The following is a 16,206-nucleotide window of genomic DNA, read 5'->3' on the forward strand; positions in this document are numbered from 1 at the left end:
TTACCTGATTAATATGATCAAACGGCATTAAATTCTTTCTGTCTAGGTAATTAGGCGGTACTGGTTAATTGAGGTAAATCACGCTATGGCTAACAGTAAAGTGCGAAAAAGCAAAGCGGACAAGAATGTTATTCGCACGCCAGCGGAAAAACTTGAAAAGCCGGGCTTTTTGAAGCGTTTTGCTTTTGTCTTTGAAAGTCTCTTTATCCTAGCGATAACTGCAGCATTACTCTGGTCTACTTTTATTATTGATGTGCCCGAGCAGATCATTAAGTTTGCGAGTCAACAACAGGACTGGCGTTTAGCTGATATTATTACCTTAACCAGTATTTCAGTGTTGGGTTTGTTGGTGTTATTCATTCGCTACAGCGTATATTTACGTAAAAAGATGAAGCTGCAATTTATTGCCGAAGAAGAAATTAAGCGGCTAGCTTTTTTTGATAATCTGACCAATCTACCTAACCAAGCACTTTGTCATAATCGCTTAGACCATGCTTTAGCGCGAGCTGCTAGAAATAATACTTCAGTTGCACTGTTGTTTATCGGCATTGATAATTTTAAAGCGGTGAATGATAAGCAAGGTCATGAGGGCGGTGATAAGTTGTTGCAACAAGTCGCCAAACGTTTATCTAGTGAATTACGCTCGGGAGATACTTTAGCGAGGATTACGGGAGTAGAATTTATAGTCATATTAGAGACCATCACCCCGCAACAAGACATAAGTATTCTTGCCGATAAACTCTTAGTAAAACTGACTAAATGTTATCGCATTGACATGCAGGAGGTTTATATCACCGGGAATTTAGGTGTCGCTATGTATCCAAGTGATGGTGAACACACTAAAGAGCTCATTAAGCATGCCGATACGGCAATGCGTTTTGCTAAAGATAAGGGCAGGAACAGTTTAGCCTTCTTCTCTAAAGAGCTACAAGAGCAAGTGACTGCTAAGAAAGCAATAGCCGAGCAATTACGCGGTGCCATGGACAGAGATGAATTTATTCTTCATTTTCAACCCATTATGGCGAGCCAGTCACATGAGATTATAGCCGTTGAGGCATTACTACGTTGGCATAATGAAGTATTGGGCAATGTGGCGCCAGATGTCTTCATCCCCATTGCTGAGCAGATCGGCATCATCTCAAAACTCGGTGATTGGGTACTTGTGCAGGCTTGTCAGCAGAATAAAGCGTGGCAGGAGCAGGGCTACCCAAGCATAGTGATAGCTATTAATATGTCAGTCATGCAACTAGGTATTAAAAACTATGCCGACACGGTAGCAACCACTCTAGAGCAAACTCATTTAGCTCCCCAATACCTAGAATTAGAGTTTACTGAAAATACCCTGATGAAAGATGCAAAACAGTCGATTGTACAACTTAGAGAACTGAGTGCTTTAGGGGTTTCTATCTCGCTGGATGATTTTGGTACCGGATATTCATCTATAAAATATTTGTCTAAGTTTAAACTTAATAAGTTAAAGATTGATGGTAGTTTCATCAAAAACATCACCACGAATCGCAGCGATATAATGGCTACCCGCGCTATTATTGCCCTAGCCAAACAATTAAAGCTACATATAACGGCAGAGGGCGTAGAGACAATTGAGCAGAGTGAATTTATGGCGGCTAATCAGGTTGACTCTATGCAGGGCTATTACTTTAGTCGACCGGTGGATGCCAAGGCCTTTGAAAAATTATTGCAGCATGAAACGTTGCAGGAAAGGTGATGAAATATTAGTCTGCTTATGGTGTCTTATGCCACAGTTATCTTTTAAAAGTGGCAGCGTCAATCACCGTCAATCTTGGGTAATAGATAAATAAACCTTGTAAAAAATTACTAGAAGCGTAAAATACGCGAGCTTTTCTGTCGCTTGTCGACGGGAAGTGTCTGGAAAATCCGTTTTAACACTTAACATATATAGAGGACGATATGGTTACCATTCGTTTAGCTCGTGGCGGCGCTAAAAAGCGTCCATTCTATCAGGTTGTTGTTGCAGATAGCCGTAACTCTCGCGATGGTCGTTTCATCGAGAAAGTTGGTTTCTTCAACCCAACAGCACAAGGTCAAGCTGAAAAATTACGCTTAGATCTAGACCGTATTACCCATTGGGTAGGTCAAGGTGCGACAGTATCTGATCGTGTGGCTAAGTTAGTTAAAGACGCAACTGCGGCTTAATTACTTAGTAGGTAGAAGGAGAATTTTGTGAGTAAAGAACAACAAATAACCTTGGGTAAAGTAGGCGCTGTTTATGGCATCAAGGGTTGGTTGAAAGTTCATTCATTCACTGATGAAACTGATGCCATACTTGACTATTTCCCTTGGTCATTAAAATTAGGGAACAATACAAAAACAGTTGAAATAACTGATTGGCGCAAGCATAACAAAGGCCTAATTGTGAAAGTGGCGGGTATTGATGACAGAGACGAAGCGCAAGCATTAGTCGGCTCAGAAATACAAACCAGTGAAGCAGCGTTACCAGAATTATCGCAAGATGATTTTTACTGGCGCGATTTAATAGGCATGTCTGTTGTGACTACCCAAGGTTACGACCTGGGTGTAGTTTCAGACATGATGGAAACTGGCGCTAATGATGTATTGGTTGTGAAAGCTAACTTAAATGATGGTTTTAGTAAAAAAGAACGGTTAATTCCTTATCTTTTTGAACAAGTTGTTGAATCTGTTAGCATTGAAAATAAACAAATTTGTGTTGACTGGGATCCGGGTTTTTAACTTGTGACTAGCACTACCTCTATTAAAGAGAAAAACAAAATGTGGATTGGGGTTATAAGCCTTTTTCCCGAAATGTTTAATGCTATCACGGAGTACGGGGTAACCGGCCGAGCGATTCGTAATGGGTTAATTGAATTTCAGCAATGGAATCCAAGAGACTTTACCCATGATAAGCATCGTACCGTTGATGATCGTCCTTATGGCGGTGGTCCGGGCATGTTAATGATGGTGCAACCATTACGTGATGCTATAGCTGAAGCGCGTAAAGCGGCAGAAGCTGATGGCGGCAAAGCTAAAGTTATCTATTTGTCTCCGCAAGGACGAAAGCTTGATCAACAGGGCGTACGTGAATTAGCACAACATAGCCGACTAGTATTTATTGCTGGCCGTTATGAAGGCATAGACGAGCGATTAATCGCGTCAGATATTGACGAGGAATGGTCGGTTGGCGATTACATTTTAAGTGGTGGTGAACTCCCTGCGATGAGTGTGATTGATGCTGTAGCACGCTTAGTGCCAGGCGTTTTAGGACATAAAGAATCAGCAGAGCAGGACTCCTTCTCTAACGGTTTATTAGACTGTCCTCATTACACCAGGCCAGAAGTAATGACTACTCCTCACGGAGAAGAAATGTCAGTACCGAAAGTGTTGCTTAGTGGTAATCATGAACATATACGCTTATGGCGACAAGAGCAATCTTTGCTAAGAACGTGGACTAGAAGACCAGAACTATTAACTAACCTAGCTCTGACAGCTGAGCAGGAAAAAGCACTCGCTTTAATTAAAAAACAAGCGAAGCAAACCACTTAGACTGTGCAAACTAGGAAGAAGGTATTATGAGTAAAATTCTTGATATGCTCGAACAAGAGCAATTAAAAACTGATCTACCAGCATTCGCTCCAGGCGATACTGTTGTAGTTCAAGTAAAAGTAACAGAAGGTGAAAAATCACGTCTTCAAGCATTTGAAGGTGTTATTCTTGCTGTTAAAAACCGTGGCTTACATTCTGCTTTCACTGTTCGTAAAATTTCGAACGGTGTTGGTGTAGAACGTGTATTCCAGACACATAGCCCGATTGTTGACTCAATTGAAGTGAAACGTCGCGGTGACGTACGTCAAGCTAAACTTTACTACTTGCGCGAGCTATCTGGCCGTAAAGCACGTATCAAAGAAAAATTGGCTAAGAAATAGAAATATTTTTTGTACAATTTTCTGTAAAGAAAGTTTGATAAAAAGCCTGAATAAGCAATTATTCAGGCTTTTTTGTTTTTGTCGCTAAGGTAAAAGCAACGATTAGATAAATGATATAAAGCCCAAATACATTCAAAAATATGTATGGCTTAGTTTTTCTTCAGCAAATGTCCGATTAAGTTAACGTGCTATTAAGTTAATGTTCTGTTAAATAACTCAACGGACATACCATATACTCTTAGTGCAAGCTGAGGATCGTAGCGCTCACCTTCATCACGCATAAACGCATGTGAAGCATTAAATTCATGCCATGCGAATACATTACCCGAGGCAAGTAAATTCTGGTGAATTAACATACGGCCTTCATCTGGAATATGTGGATCTTGCTTACCCCAAACCATCATTAATTCGGCTTTAATGTCCTTAGTACGTGTGAGCGTGTCGTTACCCTCGTTACTGGGTAAATCGCCGGAATGAATATCAGTGGCATACAGACAAGCCGCGGCTGATATATGCTCATTTAGTGCGGCGCGATAAGCTAAGTGACCGCCAATACAAACCCCCATAGAGCCTATTTTACCGGTACAATAATCTTGTTGTTGAATGAAATCCACTAACGCTTGGGTATCGCTATCGTGATGCTCTAACGATTTAGCCCACTTATCTTGGTTACCTTTATCTTTACCGGCATCGTCATAACCTAATACGGTGCCTATCGGATTTAATTCATGGAACACTTCAGGTACTAGCACTACAAAACCGTGGCCAGCCATGAGTGCTGCAGTTCTAGCTATGGGCGCTGTTTGTTGAAAAATTTCTGAGTAAAAAATAACAGTGGGGAATTTACCTTGCGCTTTTGGCCGATAAACATAGGTACGCATAATGCCGGTTGGCGTTTCAATATCACAGCTGTGTTGTTGAATGATCATGATTAATAAAAAATCCTGGTGAAAATTAAGGCGGTATGGTGCTAGTCCACGTTTTGAATAGTATGAAAATAGCGTTATTAGGTACTTTTGTATATAGGCAGTAAACCGTTAACGTAAATAACCTGAGCTCTGGATAATAAATATTACACAACAAAGCTATTTTAACCGCTATCAGCGTTATTTCTCCTACCAATAGCCAGCTATTGGGTATGTAAAAATGCCTTGATAACGACTAAACTAACATCGTTGTGTATAACGTGTAATTTACTATATAAATTTCATAGTGTTATAACATTCATTAACCAGAGTTCAGGTTAAATAAGCTTTAGCAGGGTGAATTTTTCTAGAGCTTAGCTATATTTTCGGTATAATAAATGAGCGTTATGTTAACGTTATGAAAAAAGTATTAAGGATATATGATGAGTAAAAATATCAAGCCAATGGCGAAAGCTGGCAATAATGAAACAGAGTTGGGTCGAGGAATAATTAAAGGGAATTTTTTAGCCGCATTGGTTACCTCAAAGGTATATAAAATGCAGGTGGTTAAAGCGAAAAAAGGTAAAGGCTCCTATCAGCGTAGAGCTAAAAACGTCAGGGGAGAGTCTTATTTAATGGCGGCTTAGCAAGTAGTTGCTAGCCCTTATTAAATAAGACTTTTCTTTTAACGATTTACTACTCTAGGGTTATTTTAAGCTTTGAAAGCTTTGTTTATAAAACCTTTAGCCAATCTTTGGGGCTAAGGTAATCGGCTAATTTAGCCTCGTTACTTCCTTCCTCTGCTTGGAAGTTATACTCCCAACGTACAAGAGGTGGCATAGACATTAAAATAGACTCAGTTCTGCCGCCAGACTGTAAACCAAATAGTGTGCCTCTATCGAATACCAAGTTAAATTCTACATAACGACCGCGGCGATATAGCTGAAATTGACGTTCTTGCTCACCATAAGTTACCTCTTTACCGCGCTGCATAATAGGTATATAAGCATCAATAAAACCTTGACCAACGGCTTTAACATAATCAAAACAAGTATCGAAATCCCATTGATTTAAATCATCAAAAAATAAACCACCAACACCGCGGGTTTCATCACGATGTTTTAAATAAAAGTACTCATCACACCATTTCTTATGATCGTTATAGACGTTATCACCAAATGGCTGACATAAATCAAAAGCTGTTTGGTGCCAGTGTTTTATATCTTCATCATTAGGATAAAAAGGCGTTAAATCAAAACCACCGCCAAACCACCATACCGGTTTCTCACCTTCTTTTTCGGCAATAAAAAAGCGAACGTTAGCGTGTGAAGTGGGAATGTTTGGATTTTTAGGATGAATAACCAGTGACACACCACAAGCTTGCCAAGTTCTCCCAGCCAGCTCAGGGCGATGTGCTGTCGCTGAAGGCGGTAATTTATCACCAGAGACTACAGAAAAATTCACTCCGCCTTGCTCAACAATAGTGCCATTAGTCATGACACGGGTTCTACCTCCGCCGCCTTCTTTGCGCAGCCAGTTATCTTCAACAAATTTTCCTGAGCCGTCAGCTTCCTCTAAGGCCTGACAAATTATATCTTGTAAGCTTTTGAAAAATTCAATAATTGGTGTGATTTCAATTTGTGCTGTCGAGCTTATTTGTGAGTCCATTTTCTTACCATAGGTTAACCATAACTGTATGGCAGCCATTGTAGGTAATGACTATCCGGGTAGCAAGTTAAGCCAATAGAAAAGTGCAGCTTAATTGTTAAAGTTTTTAACTACCTAGCTTGTATTGTTAGCATTTAGCGGAGTATTACTAGGTTACTAACTATCAGTCTAATAGACTTGCTCAATGCTTTGAGTCACTCGTAGAAACCCTTGTTGTTGCCGAGACTTAAATACTCACTGTACTTAAATACAGTTGTATTGCAGTATATAACTATTACTCATCGAAAAAATAGAGTGTCTGACGAATAACCATGGCTGAACTTTTAAAAAATCTATACAACAAAAACTTCTATTTAATGTTAGCTAAACACCTCAATGGTTGTTTAGGCAATTCTTATGATCAAGAGTTTGATGAGCAAGAGTTTATGAGTCTTATCTTTTGCGATAACTTTGAAAAATTAGAGTTGAAAGAGCGTATGAGTCATACCAAAGCCGTAATGCATCACTTTATGCCAACAGATTTTAGCCAAGCAGCAGATGTTTTAGTTAAGTTAATTGCTCGTTTAACCAAAGCAGGTATTTCTGAAGGCAGTGTTGAATATATGTTCTTGCCGGAATACCTCGAAACCTATGGCATAAATCATTTTCAAAAATCTATTGAAGTCATGGAGCAAGTCACTCAATTTACCAGTGGTGAGTTTGCCGTAAGGCCCTTTTTGATTAAATACCCCAAGCAGATGTTGGCGCAGATGATTTTATGGAGTCAGCATGAACACCCTATGGTTAGGCGCTTAGCCAGTGAGGGGAGTAGGCCACGTTTACCTTGGGCTATGGCGTTACCGCAATATAAACAAAACCCCGTTGATATCCTGCCTATTTTGCATCAATTGATTAATGATCCTAGTGAAATTGTTCGCCGCAGTGTTGCCAATAATTTAAATGATATTGCCAAAGATAATGCTCAAGTTGTCATTGGTTTTGTAAAAAAATATTTAGGTACAAGTGAGCCGCTTGATAAAACTCTTAAACATGCTTCTCGGACCTTATTAAAGCAAGCTTGCCCACAAGCGATGGCACTTTTTGGTTATGACAGTACTGACATTGAACTCACAGAGTTTGAAGTCATAACCGAGATTGTTAATGTTGGCGCGCATGCACAATTTAGTTTCGCCTTAAAAAATAACTCAACCAGTAATAAGAAAATACGCTTGGAATACGGTTTATATTTTTTGAAAAAAAATGGTCAGTTATCTAAAAAGGTTTTTAAAATAAGTGAGCGAACCTTGGCTGCCAATGAGGTTCATAAAGTGCTGCGTAAGCAAAGCTTCAAAGCAATTAGTACGCGAGTATATTATCCAGGTAAACATCAGGTATCAATAATACTTAATGGCAAAGAGTTCAAAGCGAAAGATTTTGAGTTAGTGGTTTAGAATAGCCGTAATTAAGAACTGTTGTGGGCACTTGGTCTAATAAAGATAACAAGGGTGGTGTGCCAATAAAAACATTAGTGACCGAAAAGCATGATGCATTTAAAAGAGGCTCTCTTTCCAGAACGATTGCCCACGAACTTGGCCACGTTCTTAATCCTCGCCACAAAAAGTGCGACATTAACTGCCTGATGGGGGGGAAACGTCAGGGTTATTTACTCACTAATAAGCAAATAGAAAAATCTCGTACCGCCGCTAAAAATCGTCAATAACGCGAGAGATTCGTGGCTTTTCACCTTTTCTGTCAGTTAAACTGAAAAGACAAAAATGTATCTCCGTGACCGTTGAAGTTATAGTATGAGCTTATTTGTGATAGCAATTGGGAAAGTTTATGGAAATGGATGAATCAATAAATGTTTTTGGTGAAGAATTAATTACTTGTGGGGGCGATCCCGTCACTGGATTTTTTCGAGATAATAAATGTAATACCTGTGAGCAAGATGTCGGTTCGCATACTATTTGTATTGAAGCCAGTCAGCAGTTTTTAGAGTTCTCTCGTTTTAAAGGTAATGATTTATCAACACCAGTACCAGAAGTTGATTTTAAAGGGATAAAGCCCGGTGATACTTGGTGTCTATGTGCGATGCGATGGTTAGAAGCTTATCAAAGTGATAGAGCGCCAAGAGTTCACTTAAGAAAAACCCATATTAAAGCGTTGGAAATAGTACCTATAGAGATATTAAAAAAGTACGCACTTGATCTAAGTTAACAGCGTTAGCCAAATTATTAATAAGCTAAAGGGAGCCTTAAGGTAAAAGAGGCATAACTAAAAATAATGAGACATATATAATGAATGAGTTTTACCCTGAGATAACTCCCTTTAATGACTTCTTGCTTGATGTTGATGGTCAACATCAGATTTATGTAGAACAATGTGGTAATCCAAAAGGGCAACCCGTGCTCTTTATTCATGGCGGACCTGGCGGCGGCTGCTCAATTAACGACAGACGGTTTTTTGATCCTGATTTATACCATATCATTTTATTTGATCAACGTGGCTGTGGTCGTTCACTGCCTCATGGCTGTTTAGATAACAATGAAACAAGCTTTTTAGTTGCTGACATAGAAAAAATTCGTCAGCATTTAACTATTAAAAAATGGCATGTTTTCGGTGGTTCTTGGGGCTCAACACTTTCGCTAGTCTATGCACAAACACATCCGGTAAGTGTTAGCAGTTTAGTATTGCGCGGCATTTTCTTAGGCCGTGATGTGGATACCAATTGGACATTCTCTGGTGGTGGCGCTACGCGTATATTCCCAGATTATTGGCAGGAATATTTAGCTGTATTACCCCAAGGTAAAGCACAAGCCAATGTTAAATCTGCATACGAGATGTTAGTGGGCGAAGATAAAAAACTCGCGCAGAAAGTTGCCACTGCTTGGAGTATTTGGGAGATTCGTTGTTGTACCTTAATACCCGATCAAGCATTTGTTGATGCAGCTACAGGCGATGATAAAGCTTGGACATTGGCTCGTCATGAAGCGCATTTTATGGTGAATGATTGTTTTTTAACAGACAATCAAATTTTAGCAAACTGCGATAAAATAAAAGATATTCCAACGGCAATTATTCATGGCCGATACGATATTGTTTGCCCTGCGGATAATGCGTGGTTGTTGCACCAAAACTTGCCTAAATCAACCTTAGTGCTAAGTGAGGCTTCCGGTCATGCGTCTGTAGAGCCTAATACTAAGCATCACTTAATTGCAGCGACCACGGCAATGTTATCGATATAATGTTATTGGTATCAGTTAAGGCGTTAAAGTTATCACGATAAAATGACAATATTGGTAGCAGCAAGATGTTTTTTACTTGTGTTACCATCACTATCTCGCTACTTAGACGAAAGTAACGTAAAATAGCCGACATTAACTAATTTACACCTATTATTATTGCCTTAAAGGCGAGCAATTATAGCCATTGACTTAAGGCCAACCATGAAAAAAACATTTGAATTAACCCATGAAAAAGTAAAACTTGAAAGACGCGTTGATGCGGTAAAAAATGAGGTTAAAAAATACCTTAAAAGAGAACGTAACAAGAAATTACCAGCGGGCGCTGATTACTGGGATTTTGATTGCCAATTTGGTAATACCAAAGAAGAAGCTGTGCCAGTGCAATTGTCAGACATTAATAAGCGCATCGATCAAACTCAAGTTGAAGGTTTAACTTCATTTTATATTGAGATCATCGCAAAAGAAGGCGTTAGAGTCTTTACGCCAAGAGATGAAAACGATATTGAATTTGATGAAGAGTAGTTAGCCTTATACTCTTCATGATAAAACCGAGCCAAGCGCTCGGTTTTTTTATGTCTGAACTTTAGTAAATCTTGTTTCTATGTGCTCTATAGATTATTTAAATAGGTTAAAAACAGCCAGGATAACGGTGTAATATTTTTTGTATTCCCTATCAATACTGGCTAATGACAGCGTTGTCACTGTGGGTTTTCAATGTTATGGTAATTGGAACGCTCATTTTATTCATAGTTTCTAATAAAAAATATAGAGTAAAAACGTAAATTAAGACTAAAGCCGTATATAAAAAGCGGATTAAAAATTCTAGCATGTTAGTTATCAAATAATCTCTAGCTGTATCGCACATGAAAACTTTATTGCTGGAAATAGAGCAAGCAATACGTTAAAACTATGCTCAGAGAGTGTTTAACTAACACCCAAAGAATGTTTAGCATTGAATAAATAAAAAGTTAAAGCACTAAATATAAGAGCAAATAATACACATATAAAAATACTTCAAGCTATACCAAGCGGTTTAACCCTCGCTATGTGAACATTTATTTAAACCGATTGGTATTGATAACCTCAAGTTAAGTCCGAAGGAAAAGCGAATGAAAGAATTAAAACTACGTTATCCAGTTTCAGAGAAAGCCAAAGCGCATACTTATATTGATGCCGCTAAATACGATGCCATGTACAAACAATCTATCGAGCAACCTGATGAATTTTGGGGCGAGCAAGCGAAAGAGTTTATTGATTGGTACAAACCATGGGATAGCGTCAGCAAAGTTGATTTAAAAAACTCTGAAATTAGCTGGTTCGCTGGCGCAAAACTTAACGTTAGTTATAACTGTATCGATCGCCACTTAGCTAAAAAAGCCAATGATACCGCCATCATCTTTGAAGGTGATGATCCTAACGATGATTCAAAAATTACTTATCAAGAACTACACGACCATGTCTGTCGTTTAGCTAACTTATTAAAAGAGCGTGGCGTTAAAAAAGGCGACCGTGTTTGTATCTACATGCCGATGATCCCTGAAGTGGGTTATGCCATGTTAGCCTGTGCCCGTATTGGCGCAATTCATTCAGTAGTTTTTGGTGGTTTCTCAACTGAATCTATTAAAGCTCGTGTTTTAGATGCTGATTGTAAAGTTATTATCACCGCCGATGAAAGTCTTCGTGGCGGTAAGCGCATTCCATTGAAAGCTAATGTTGATGCAGCCGTTGTAGATTGTCCAAATGTACATTCAGTGATTGTTGTTGCCCGTACCGGCGGTGATGTTGCTTGGAATGAAAAAGTTGATATTAACTACGCTGATGCAGTCGCTAAACAATCAGCGATATGTGAACCTGAAATTATGGACGCAGAAGATCCATTATTTATTCTTTATACCTCAGGTTCAACAGGTACGCCTAAAGGTGTAGTACATACCTGTGGCGGTTATATCCTTTACGCAGCTATGACCCATAAATATGTTTTCGATTATAAAGAAGGCGAAATTTATTGGTGTACGGCGGATGCTGGTTGGATCACTGGTCACTCTTATATTTTCTACGGCCCGTTAGCTAATGGTGCAACGACTTTAGTATTTGAAGGTGTGCCAACGTATCCTGATGCGGGTCGTTTTTGGCAAGTATGTGAAAAACATAAAGTTAATATATTCTACACCGCGCCAACCGCTATTCGTGCCTTAATGAGCATTGGTGATGATTTAGTTAATGCATCTGATTTATCTTCTTTACGCTTGTTAGGTACGGTAGGTGAGCCAATTAACCCTGAAGCATGGCATTGGTATTATGAAGTGGTTGGTAAGAGTAATTGTCCAGTTGTTGATACCTGGTGGCAAACAGAAACTGGCGGTATTTTAATTACCTCGTTACCTGGCGCGGTTGATATGAAACCGGGTTGTGCTGGCAAGCCATTCTTTGGCGTACAACCAGCGTTATTTGATAAAGAGGGCAATACCCTTGAAGGTGAGAACGCCGGTTTATTAGTGATGACGGCTAGCTGGCCGGGACAATTACGTACTGTTTATGGCGATCATAAGCGTTTCTATCAAACGTATTTAGGTCAATATCCGGGTAACTACTTTACCGGTGATGGCGCTAAACGTGATAAAGATGGTTTCTATTGGATCACAGGTCGTGTTGATGACGTGCTTAACGTATCAGGTCACAGATTAGGTACTGCTGAAATTGAAAGTGCTTTAGTACTGCACCCGGCAGTTGCTGAAGCTGCGGTTGTTGGTTATCCACATGAAATTAAAGGCCAAGGCGTATATTGTTACGTGACCTTAATGGGTAATGCGACTGAGTCTGACGAGTTAAATGTTGAACTACGTGAGTTTGTTGCCAAAGAGTTAGGCCGTTTTGCTAAGCCTGATTACATTCAATGGGCACCAGGTTTACCGAAAACACGTTCAGGTAAAATCATGCGTCGTATTCTACGTAAGATTGCTGAAAATGATGTTGATAGCTTAGGTGATACTTCAACATTGGCAGACCCAAGTGTTGTTGAAAATTTGATTGATAAACGCATTATTCACGGTAGTTAATCTCTAGCAGCTAAGTAATAAATAATCGAAATAAAAAGCGCCGCAAGGCGCTTTTTTTATGGCTGATTTTAAAATACTTAAGTGTGCCTACATTATGAGACCAAGTACATTAATTAATTGACCACTTAGCGAGAATTAAAAGGCATAGAGGCAAGGCATTGATTGAAGAGAATGGTTATTCAGGAGAATATGCTCAGGATAATGTGCTCCTGCATTATCTAATAAGGTACGTCCTGTACCGTCTGCATTCTCTAAGAACACCATCCATGTAGCGTCCTTCTCGAAATCAATAACGACGCATGTAAGCCTTTGCCTTTTATTAGGTACTCGCCCTTTGGGAGTTTATTAGCAAACTGATAACGGCACAAAATTAAAGAAATATAGAATAACTATGTTTAAGTCATTTTGCTTGTTCTAAGCTCGCTAATATAACTCTAAGTTGATCAATATATTAGTGTAATTGGTATTATTTAAGTTTTTACTCAATTATTAGCATTTAACACTATACATCAGTAAAAAAGAGTGTAATTATAATGATACAAATCGCGTAATTAAATCTTTACGATTTCTTGTTTTTGTTTTTGGTAGTGCTGTAGCCCTTATTTTAAGCTGTTATCCCTCCTTGAATTTCACATGTTTAATCTTTTCATTTAGCTAGCGTAAACCGACTTTAGCGATATTTTAAAATTAATTTATAGTTTATCTACAGATTATCTAAAGTCTCTCTAACGATAATATTGATGCTCCACTTTGTGGGCAAAGAAAAACTAAGGAAACATAATGACAACAGCCAGCAAATTATCAACTAGCTCAAATAACATCCATGTTAATGCCGAGCATGTATTAATTACCCCAGAAGCGTTACGTGCTGAATTACCACTTTCTGAAAAAGGTCGTGAATTTGTCCAGCAGTCACGTAAAATTATTTCAGATATTATCCACAAACGTGACCCTCGTCTGCTCGTTATTTCAGGACCTTGTTCAGTTCATGATGTTGAAGCCGCTAAAGATTACGCTCGTCAGTTAAAAGCGTTACACAATAAACACCAAGGGTCACTGTTTGTGGTGATGCGTGTTTACTTTGAAAAACCACGTACTACGGTGGGTTGGAAAGGTTTAATAAACGACCCGCATATGGATGGCTCGTTTGATGTTGAAACAGGTCTTCGAAAGGCTCGTGAATTGATTCTTTACCTAACTGAGCTTGGTCTCCCATTAGCAACAGAGGCCCTTGATCCTATCAGTCCGCAATACTTGGCTGAAGCATTTAGCTGGTCAGCGATTGGCGCCCGTACTACCGAGTCACAAACTCACCGAGAAATGGCCAGTGGTTTATCTATGCCTATTGGTTTTAAAAATGGCACTAATGGTAGTTTATGTGTAGCCGTTAATGCATTACAATCAGCCGCTTCCCCGCATCACTTTATGGGGATAAACCGTCAAGGGCAGGTTGCCTTGATTCAAACGCGTGGTAACCCGGATGGTCATGTTATTTTACGTGGCGGTGAAATGCCTAATTACGATGCTGCGAGTATTGCTGAGTGCGAACAAATTTTAGCTAAACAAGGTCTTGAGCCCGGTATTATCGTAGATTGTAGCCATGGTAATTCTAATAAAGATTACACCCGTCAGCCAGTGGTTGCCAAAGATGTTGTTGCGCAAATTTGTGCGGGTAATAAATCAATTATTGGTATAATGTTAGAGAGTAATATTAATGCCGGAAACCAAAGCAGTGATTTAGCGAAAGCAGATTTAGCTTACGGTGTATCAGTTACCGATGCTTGTATTAATTTTGCTGACACTGAGAAGCTACTAGCAGAAATCGAGGCACAACTTTCAGGTTGTTTAACCGCGCGTATTGTCTAATACGTGTTGGTGAGAACTATCAGTGAAACGCGACTTCTGTCGCGTTTTCTATTTACAATATTTTCAGTGAAATGCACTTTATCTAGGCTTTTAATAAGAGAAATAAATGACCCATTCAGATGCCGATTTTGATAAAAAATTAACCCTATTACGGGACGAGATTGATGAAATTGATAGTGATTTAGTCAAGCTATTACAAAGGCGACTAAGTGTGACCGGTAAAGTGGGAAAATTAAAAAGTAGTGTCGGTAAGCCCATTTACGATCCCGAGCGTGAGGCAATTTTATTTGCGAAAAAACGCCAACAAGCCAGTGACGCTGGTTTATCTCCTGATTTAATTGAAGATATCTTACGCCGGTTAATGCGTGACTCCTATGTTAGTCAAGATGCTAGTGGCTATCACTGCGTTAATCCTGAGTGTAACAAAGTTGTCGTTGTAGGCGGTAAAGGGCAGTTAGGCGCTGTTTTTGTTGACTTATTTAAGCGTTCGAGTTACCAAGTTGCAATTATTGAACAAGACGATTGGCCAAACAGCGAAGCCATTTTAGCGGATGCCAGTTTAGTTATCGTCGCAGTGCCTATTCGTCTAACGACTATGGTTATTCATCATCTGAACAACTTACCTCAAGATTGTATTTTGGCCGATTTAACCAGTATCAAAGAGTCGCCTTTATTTGAAATGAAAAAGGCACATGCAGGTCCTGTGGTTGGTTTACATCCTATGTTTGGTCCTGATGTGACTGGTTTGATTAAGCAAACTATCATCAGCTGTGAAGGTAGATATCCGGAACAATATCAATGGTTGATTGAGCAGTTTGAGGTATGGGGCGCTAAAATTTATCCAGTACCAGCCCATGAACATGACCAAGCTATGTCGATGGTGCAAGTGATGCGACATTTTTCTACCATTGCCTACGGTTATCATTTGATGGCTGAAGGCGCAGATATTGAAAAACTGGTGGCGATGAGCTCACCTATTTACCGATTAGAGTTGATAATGGTCGGTCGATTATTTGCCCAAGATCCCGTTCTCTATGCTGACATCATCTTTGCTAACAAAGACAATATCGGCATGATGAAACGTTTTGCTTATCGATTTTTAGAGTTACTCGAAGATGTTAGTCTTGATGATAAAGATGCCTTTGTTGGTATGTTTAACCATGTTTCCGATTGGTTTGGTCATTATGCCGGTGACTTCCTCGAAGAAAGTAAATCCATGTTGTTAAAAGCCAATGAGTTGAAAAAGCACTAAGCTAGTCTTTCTTTTTCAGCCGATGTTCACGCTACTACTCTCTTTATTAATGGTACTTTCACTAGTACCTTCTTGAGGAAAGTATTAGCGTGAATCATCTCTGTTATTTCGTCATCTATCAAATTATTATCCTAGCTTCTGGCTACAAAGGTTTAGTTTAACGCGGTATCTGCTTGCGTTTTTTTAGCAAGAAAGTCGCTAAAACTTCTCACTTTTACAGAGGGAAATTTATCTTCTCTATGCACTATATTAATGGGCTTAATAGGATGTTCAAATCTCTCTAAGACAATTTTAAGTTGATTGTCTATAAGCTCA

At 39.2% G+C, this 16,206-nt stretch carries 16 protein-coding genes; 14 read left to right on the forward strand and 2 right to left on the reverse strand.

Annotated features, from left to right (window positions below; all coding sequences use genetic code 11):
- Positions 1-85: 85 nt before the first annotated feature.
- The 5 genes from F580_RS0114970 to rplS all read left to right on the forward strand — a co-directional run bounded on the left by F580_RS0114970 (position 86) and on the right by rplS (position 3,920).
- Complete coding sequence (locus F580_RS0114970) at positions 86-1,726, forward strand: putative bifunctional diguanylate cyclase/phosphodiesterase (RefSeq protein WP_019028555.1); 1,641 nt, start codon at positions 86-88, stop codon at positions 1,724-1,726.
- A gap of 203 nt (positions 1,727-1,929) precedes the next feature.
- Complete coding sequence (gene rpsP / locus F580_RS0114975; RefSeq protein WP_011044805.1) at positions 1,930-2,175, forward strand: 30S ribosomal protein S16; 246 nt, start codon at positions 1,930-1,932, stop codon at positions 2,173-2,175.
- Between the two features lie 27 nt (positions 2,176-2,202).
- Positions 2,203-2,730: a ribosome maturation factor RimM gene (gene rimM / locus F580_RS0114980; RefSeq protein WP_019028556.1), complete on the forward strand. Its 528-nt coding sequence runs from the start codon at positions 2,203-2,205 to the stop codon at positions 2,728-2,730.
- 39 nt (positions 2,731-2,769) lie between these two features.
- On the forward strand, positions 2,770-3,540 hold the full coding sequence (gene trmD, locus F580_RS0114985) for a tRNA (guanosine(37)-N1)-methyltransferase TrmD (RefSeq protein WP_019028557.1): 771 nt from the start codon (positions 2,770-2,772) through the stop codon (positions 3,538-3,540).
- 26 nt (positions 3,541-3,566) lie between these two features.
- Positions 3,567-3,920, forward strand: coding sequence for a 50S ribosomal protein L19 (rplS, locus tag F580_RS0114990; RefSeq protein WP_019028558.1), 354 nt, complete (start codon positions 3,567-3,569; stop codon positions 3,918-3,920).
- 191 nt (positions 3,921-4,111) lie between these two features.
- Here rplS and F580_RS0114995 read toward each other — a convergent pair whose 3' ends face one another.
- Entirely contained in the window at positions 4,112-4,849 is a 738-nt protein-coding gene (locus tag F580_RS0114995; RefSeq protein ID WP_019028559.1) for a dienelactone hydrolase family protein, read from the reverse strand.
- 419 nt (positions 4,850-5,268) lie between these two features.
- Here F580_RS0114995 and arfA point away from each other — a divergent pair, with 419 nt between their 5' ends.
- A complete protein-coding gene (gene arfA / locus F580_RS0115000; RefSeq protein ID WP_019028560.1) occupies positions 5,269-5,472 on the forward strand; it encodes an alternative ribosome rescue factor ArfA in 204 nt (67 codons plus the stop codon).
- Positions 5,473-5,557: 85 nt separating this feature from the next.
- Here arfA and hemF read toward each other — a convergent pair whose 3' ends face one another.
- Positions 5,558-6,493: an oxygen-dependent coproporphyrinogen oxidase gene (gene hemF, locus F580_RS0115005; protein WP_026301463.1), complete on the reverse strand. Its 936-nt coding sequence runs from the start codon at positions 6,491-6,493 to the stop codon at positions 5,558-5,560.
- 311 nt (positions 6,494-6,804) lie between these two features.
- On the opposite strand from hemF, the gene F580_RS0115010 reads away from it, so the two are divergent.
- The 8 genes from F580_RS0115010 (at position 6,805) to tyrA (ending at position 15,891) form a co-directional block, all read left to right on the forward strand.
- On the forward strand, positions 6,805-7,923 hold the full coding sequence (locus F580_RS0115010) for a DNA alkylation repair protein (protein WP_019028562.1): 1,119 nt from the start codon (positions 6,805-6,807) through the stop codon (positions 7,921-7,923).
- A 23-nt stretch (positions 7,924-7,946) separates the two neighbouring features.
- Positions 7,947-8,192 (forward strand): hypothetical protein, encoded by a 246-nt coding sequence (locus F580_RS0115015; protein ID WP_019028563.1) that lies wholly within the window; start codon positions 7,947-7,949, stop codon positions 8,190-8,192.
- A gap of 119 nt (positions 8,193-8,311) precedes the next feature.
- Positions 8,312-8,689 (forward strand): DUF2237 family protein, encoded by a 378-nt coding sequence (locus F580_RS0115020; RefSeq protein ID WP_019028564.1) that lies wholly within the window; start codon positions 8,312-8,314, stop codon positions 8,687-8,689.
- 80 nt (positions 8,690-8,769) lie between these two features.
- Positions 8,770-9,717: a prolyl aminopeptidase gene (gene pip / locus F580_RS0115025; RefSeq protein ID WP_019028565.1), complete on the forward strand. Its 948-nt coding sequence runs from the start codon at positions 8,770-8,772 to the stop codon at positions 9,715-9,717.
- Between the two features lie 201 nt (positions 9,718-9,918).
- On the forward strand, positions 9,919-10,239 hold the full coding sequence (locus tag F580_RS0115030; RefSeq protein WP_019028566.1) for a DUF6172 family protein: 321 nt from the start codon (positions 9,919-9,921) through the stop codon (positions 10,237-10,239).
- Between the two features lie 587 nt (positions 10,240-10,826).
- Positions 10,827-12,773, forward strand: a complete 1,947-nt coding sequence (gene acs / locus F580_RS0115035) for an acetate--CoA ligase (protein WP_019028567.1) — start codon at positions 10,827-10,829, stop codon at positions 12,771-12,773.
- A 780-nt stretch (positions 12,774-13,553) separates the two neighbouring features.
- Positions 13,554-14,639, forward strand: coding sequence for a 3-deoxy-7-phosphoheptulonate synthase (locus F580_RS0115040; RefSeq protein WP_019028568.1), 1,086 nt, complete (start codon positions 13,554-13,556; stop codon positions 14,637-14,639).
- 106 nt (positions 14,640-14,745) lie between these two features.
- Entirely contained in the window at positions 14,746-15,891 is a 1,146-nt protein-coding gene (gene tyrA / locus F580_RS0115045; RefSeq protein ID WP_019028569.1) for a bifunctional chorismate mutase/prephenate dehydrogenase, read from the forward strand.
- Positions 15,892-16,206 lie beyond the last annotated feature (315 nt).

The sequence above is a fragment of the Colwellia piezophila ATCC BAA-637 genome (assembly GCF_000378625.1).
Classification (GTDB): domain Bacteria; phylum Pseudomonadota; class Gammaproteobacteria; order Enterobacterales; family Alteromonadaceae; genus Colwellia; species Colwellia piezophila.

Coding starts and splice junctions, on each gene's coding strand:
- rplS (WP_019028558.1), top strand. CDS start 3,567: ATGAGTAAAATTCTTGATATGCTCGAACAAGAGCAATTAAAAACTGAT.
- pip (WP_019028565.1), top strand. CDS start 8,770: ATGAATGAGTTTTACCCTGAGATAACTCCCTTTAATGACTTCTTGCTT.
- F580_RS0115040 (WP_019028568.1), top strand. CDS start 13,554: ATGACAACAGCCAGCAAATTATCAACTAGCTCAAATAACATCCATGTT.
- tyrA (WP_019028569.1), top strand. CDS start 14,746: ATGACCCATTCAGATGCCGATTTTGATAAAAAATTAACCCTATTACGG.
- F580_RS0114970 (WP_019028555.1), top strand. CDS start 86: ATGGCTAACAGTAAAGTGCGAAAAAGCAAAGCGGACAAGAATGTTATT.
- hemF (WP_026301463.1), bottom strand. CDS start 6,493: ATGGACTCACAAATAAGCTCGACAGCACAAATTGAAATCACACCAATT.
- F580_RS0115010 (WP_019028562.1), top strand. CDS start 6,805: ATGGCTGAACTTTTAAAAAATCTATACAACAAAAACTTCTATTTAATG.
- rpsP (WP_011044805.1), top strand. CDS start 1,930: ATGGTTACCATTCGTTTAGCTCGTGGCGGCGCTAAAAAGCGTCCATTC.
- F580_RS0115030 (WP_019028566.1), top strand. CDS start 9,919: ATGAAAAAAACATTTGAATTAACCCATGAAAAAGTAAAACTTGAAAGA.
- F580_RS0114995 (WP_019028559.1), bottom strand. CDS start 4,849: ATGATCATTCAACAACACAGCTGTGATATTGAAACGCCAACCGGCATT.
- trmD (WP_019028557.1), top strand. CDS start 2,770: ATGTGGATTGGGGTTATAAGCCTTTTTCCCGAAATGTTTAATGCTATC.
- acs (WP_019028567.1), top strand. CDS start 10,827: ATGAAAGAATTAAAACTACGTTATCCAGTTTCAGAGAAAGCCAAAGCG.
- F580_RS0115020 (WP_019028564.1), top strand. CDS start 8,312: ATGGAAATGGATGAATCAATAAATGTTTTTGGTGAAGAATTAATTACT.
- arfA (WP_019028560.1), top strand. CDS start 5,269: ATGAGTAAAAATATCAAGCCAATGGCGAAAGCTGGCAATAATGAAACA.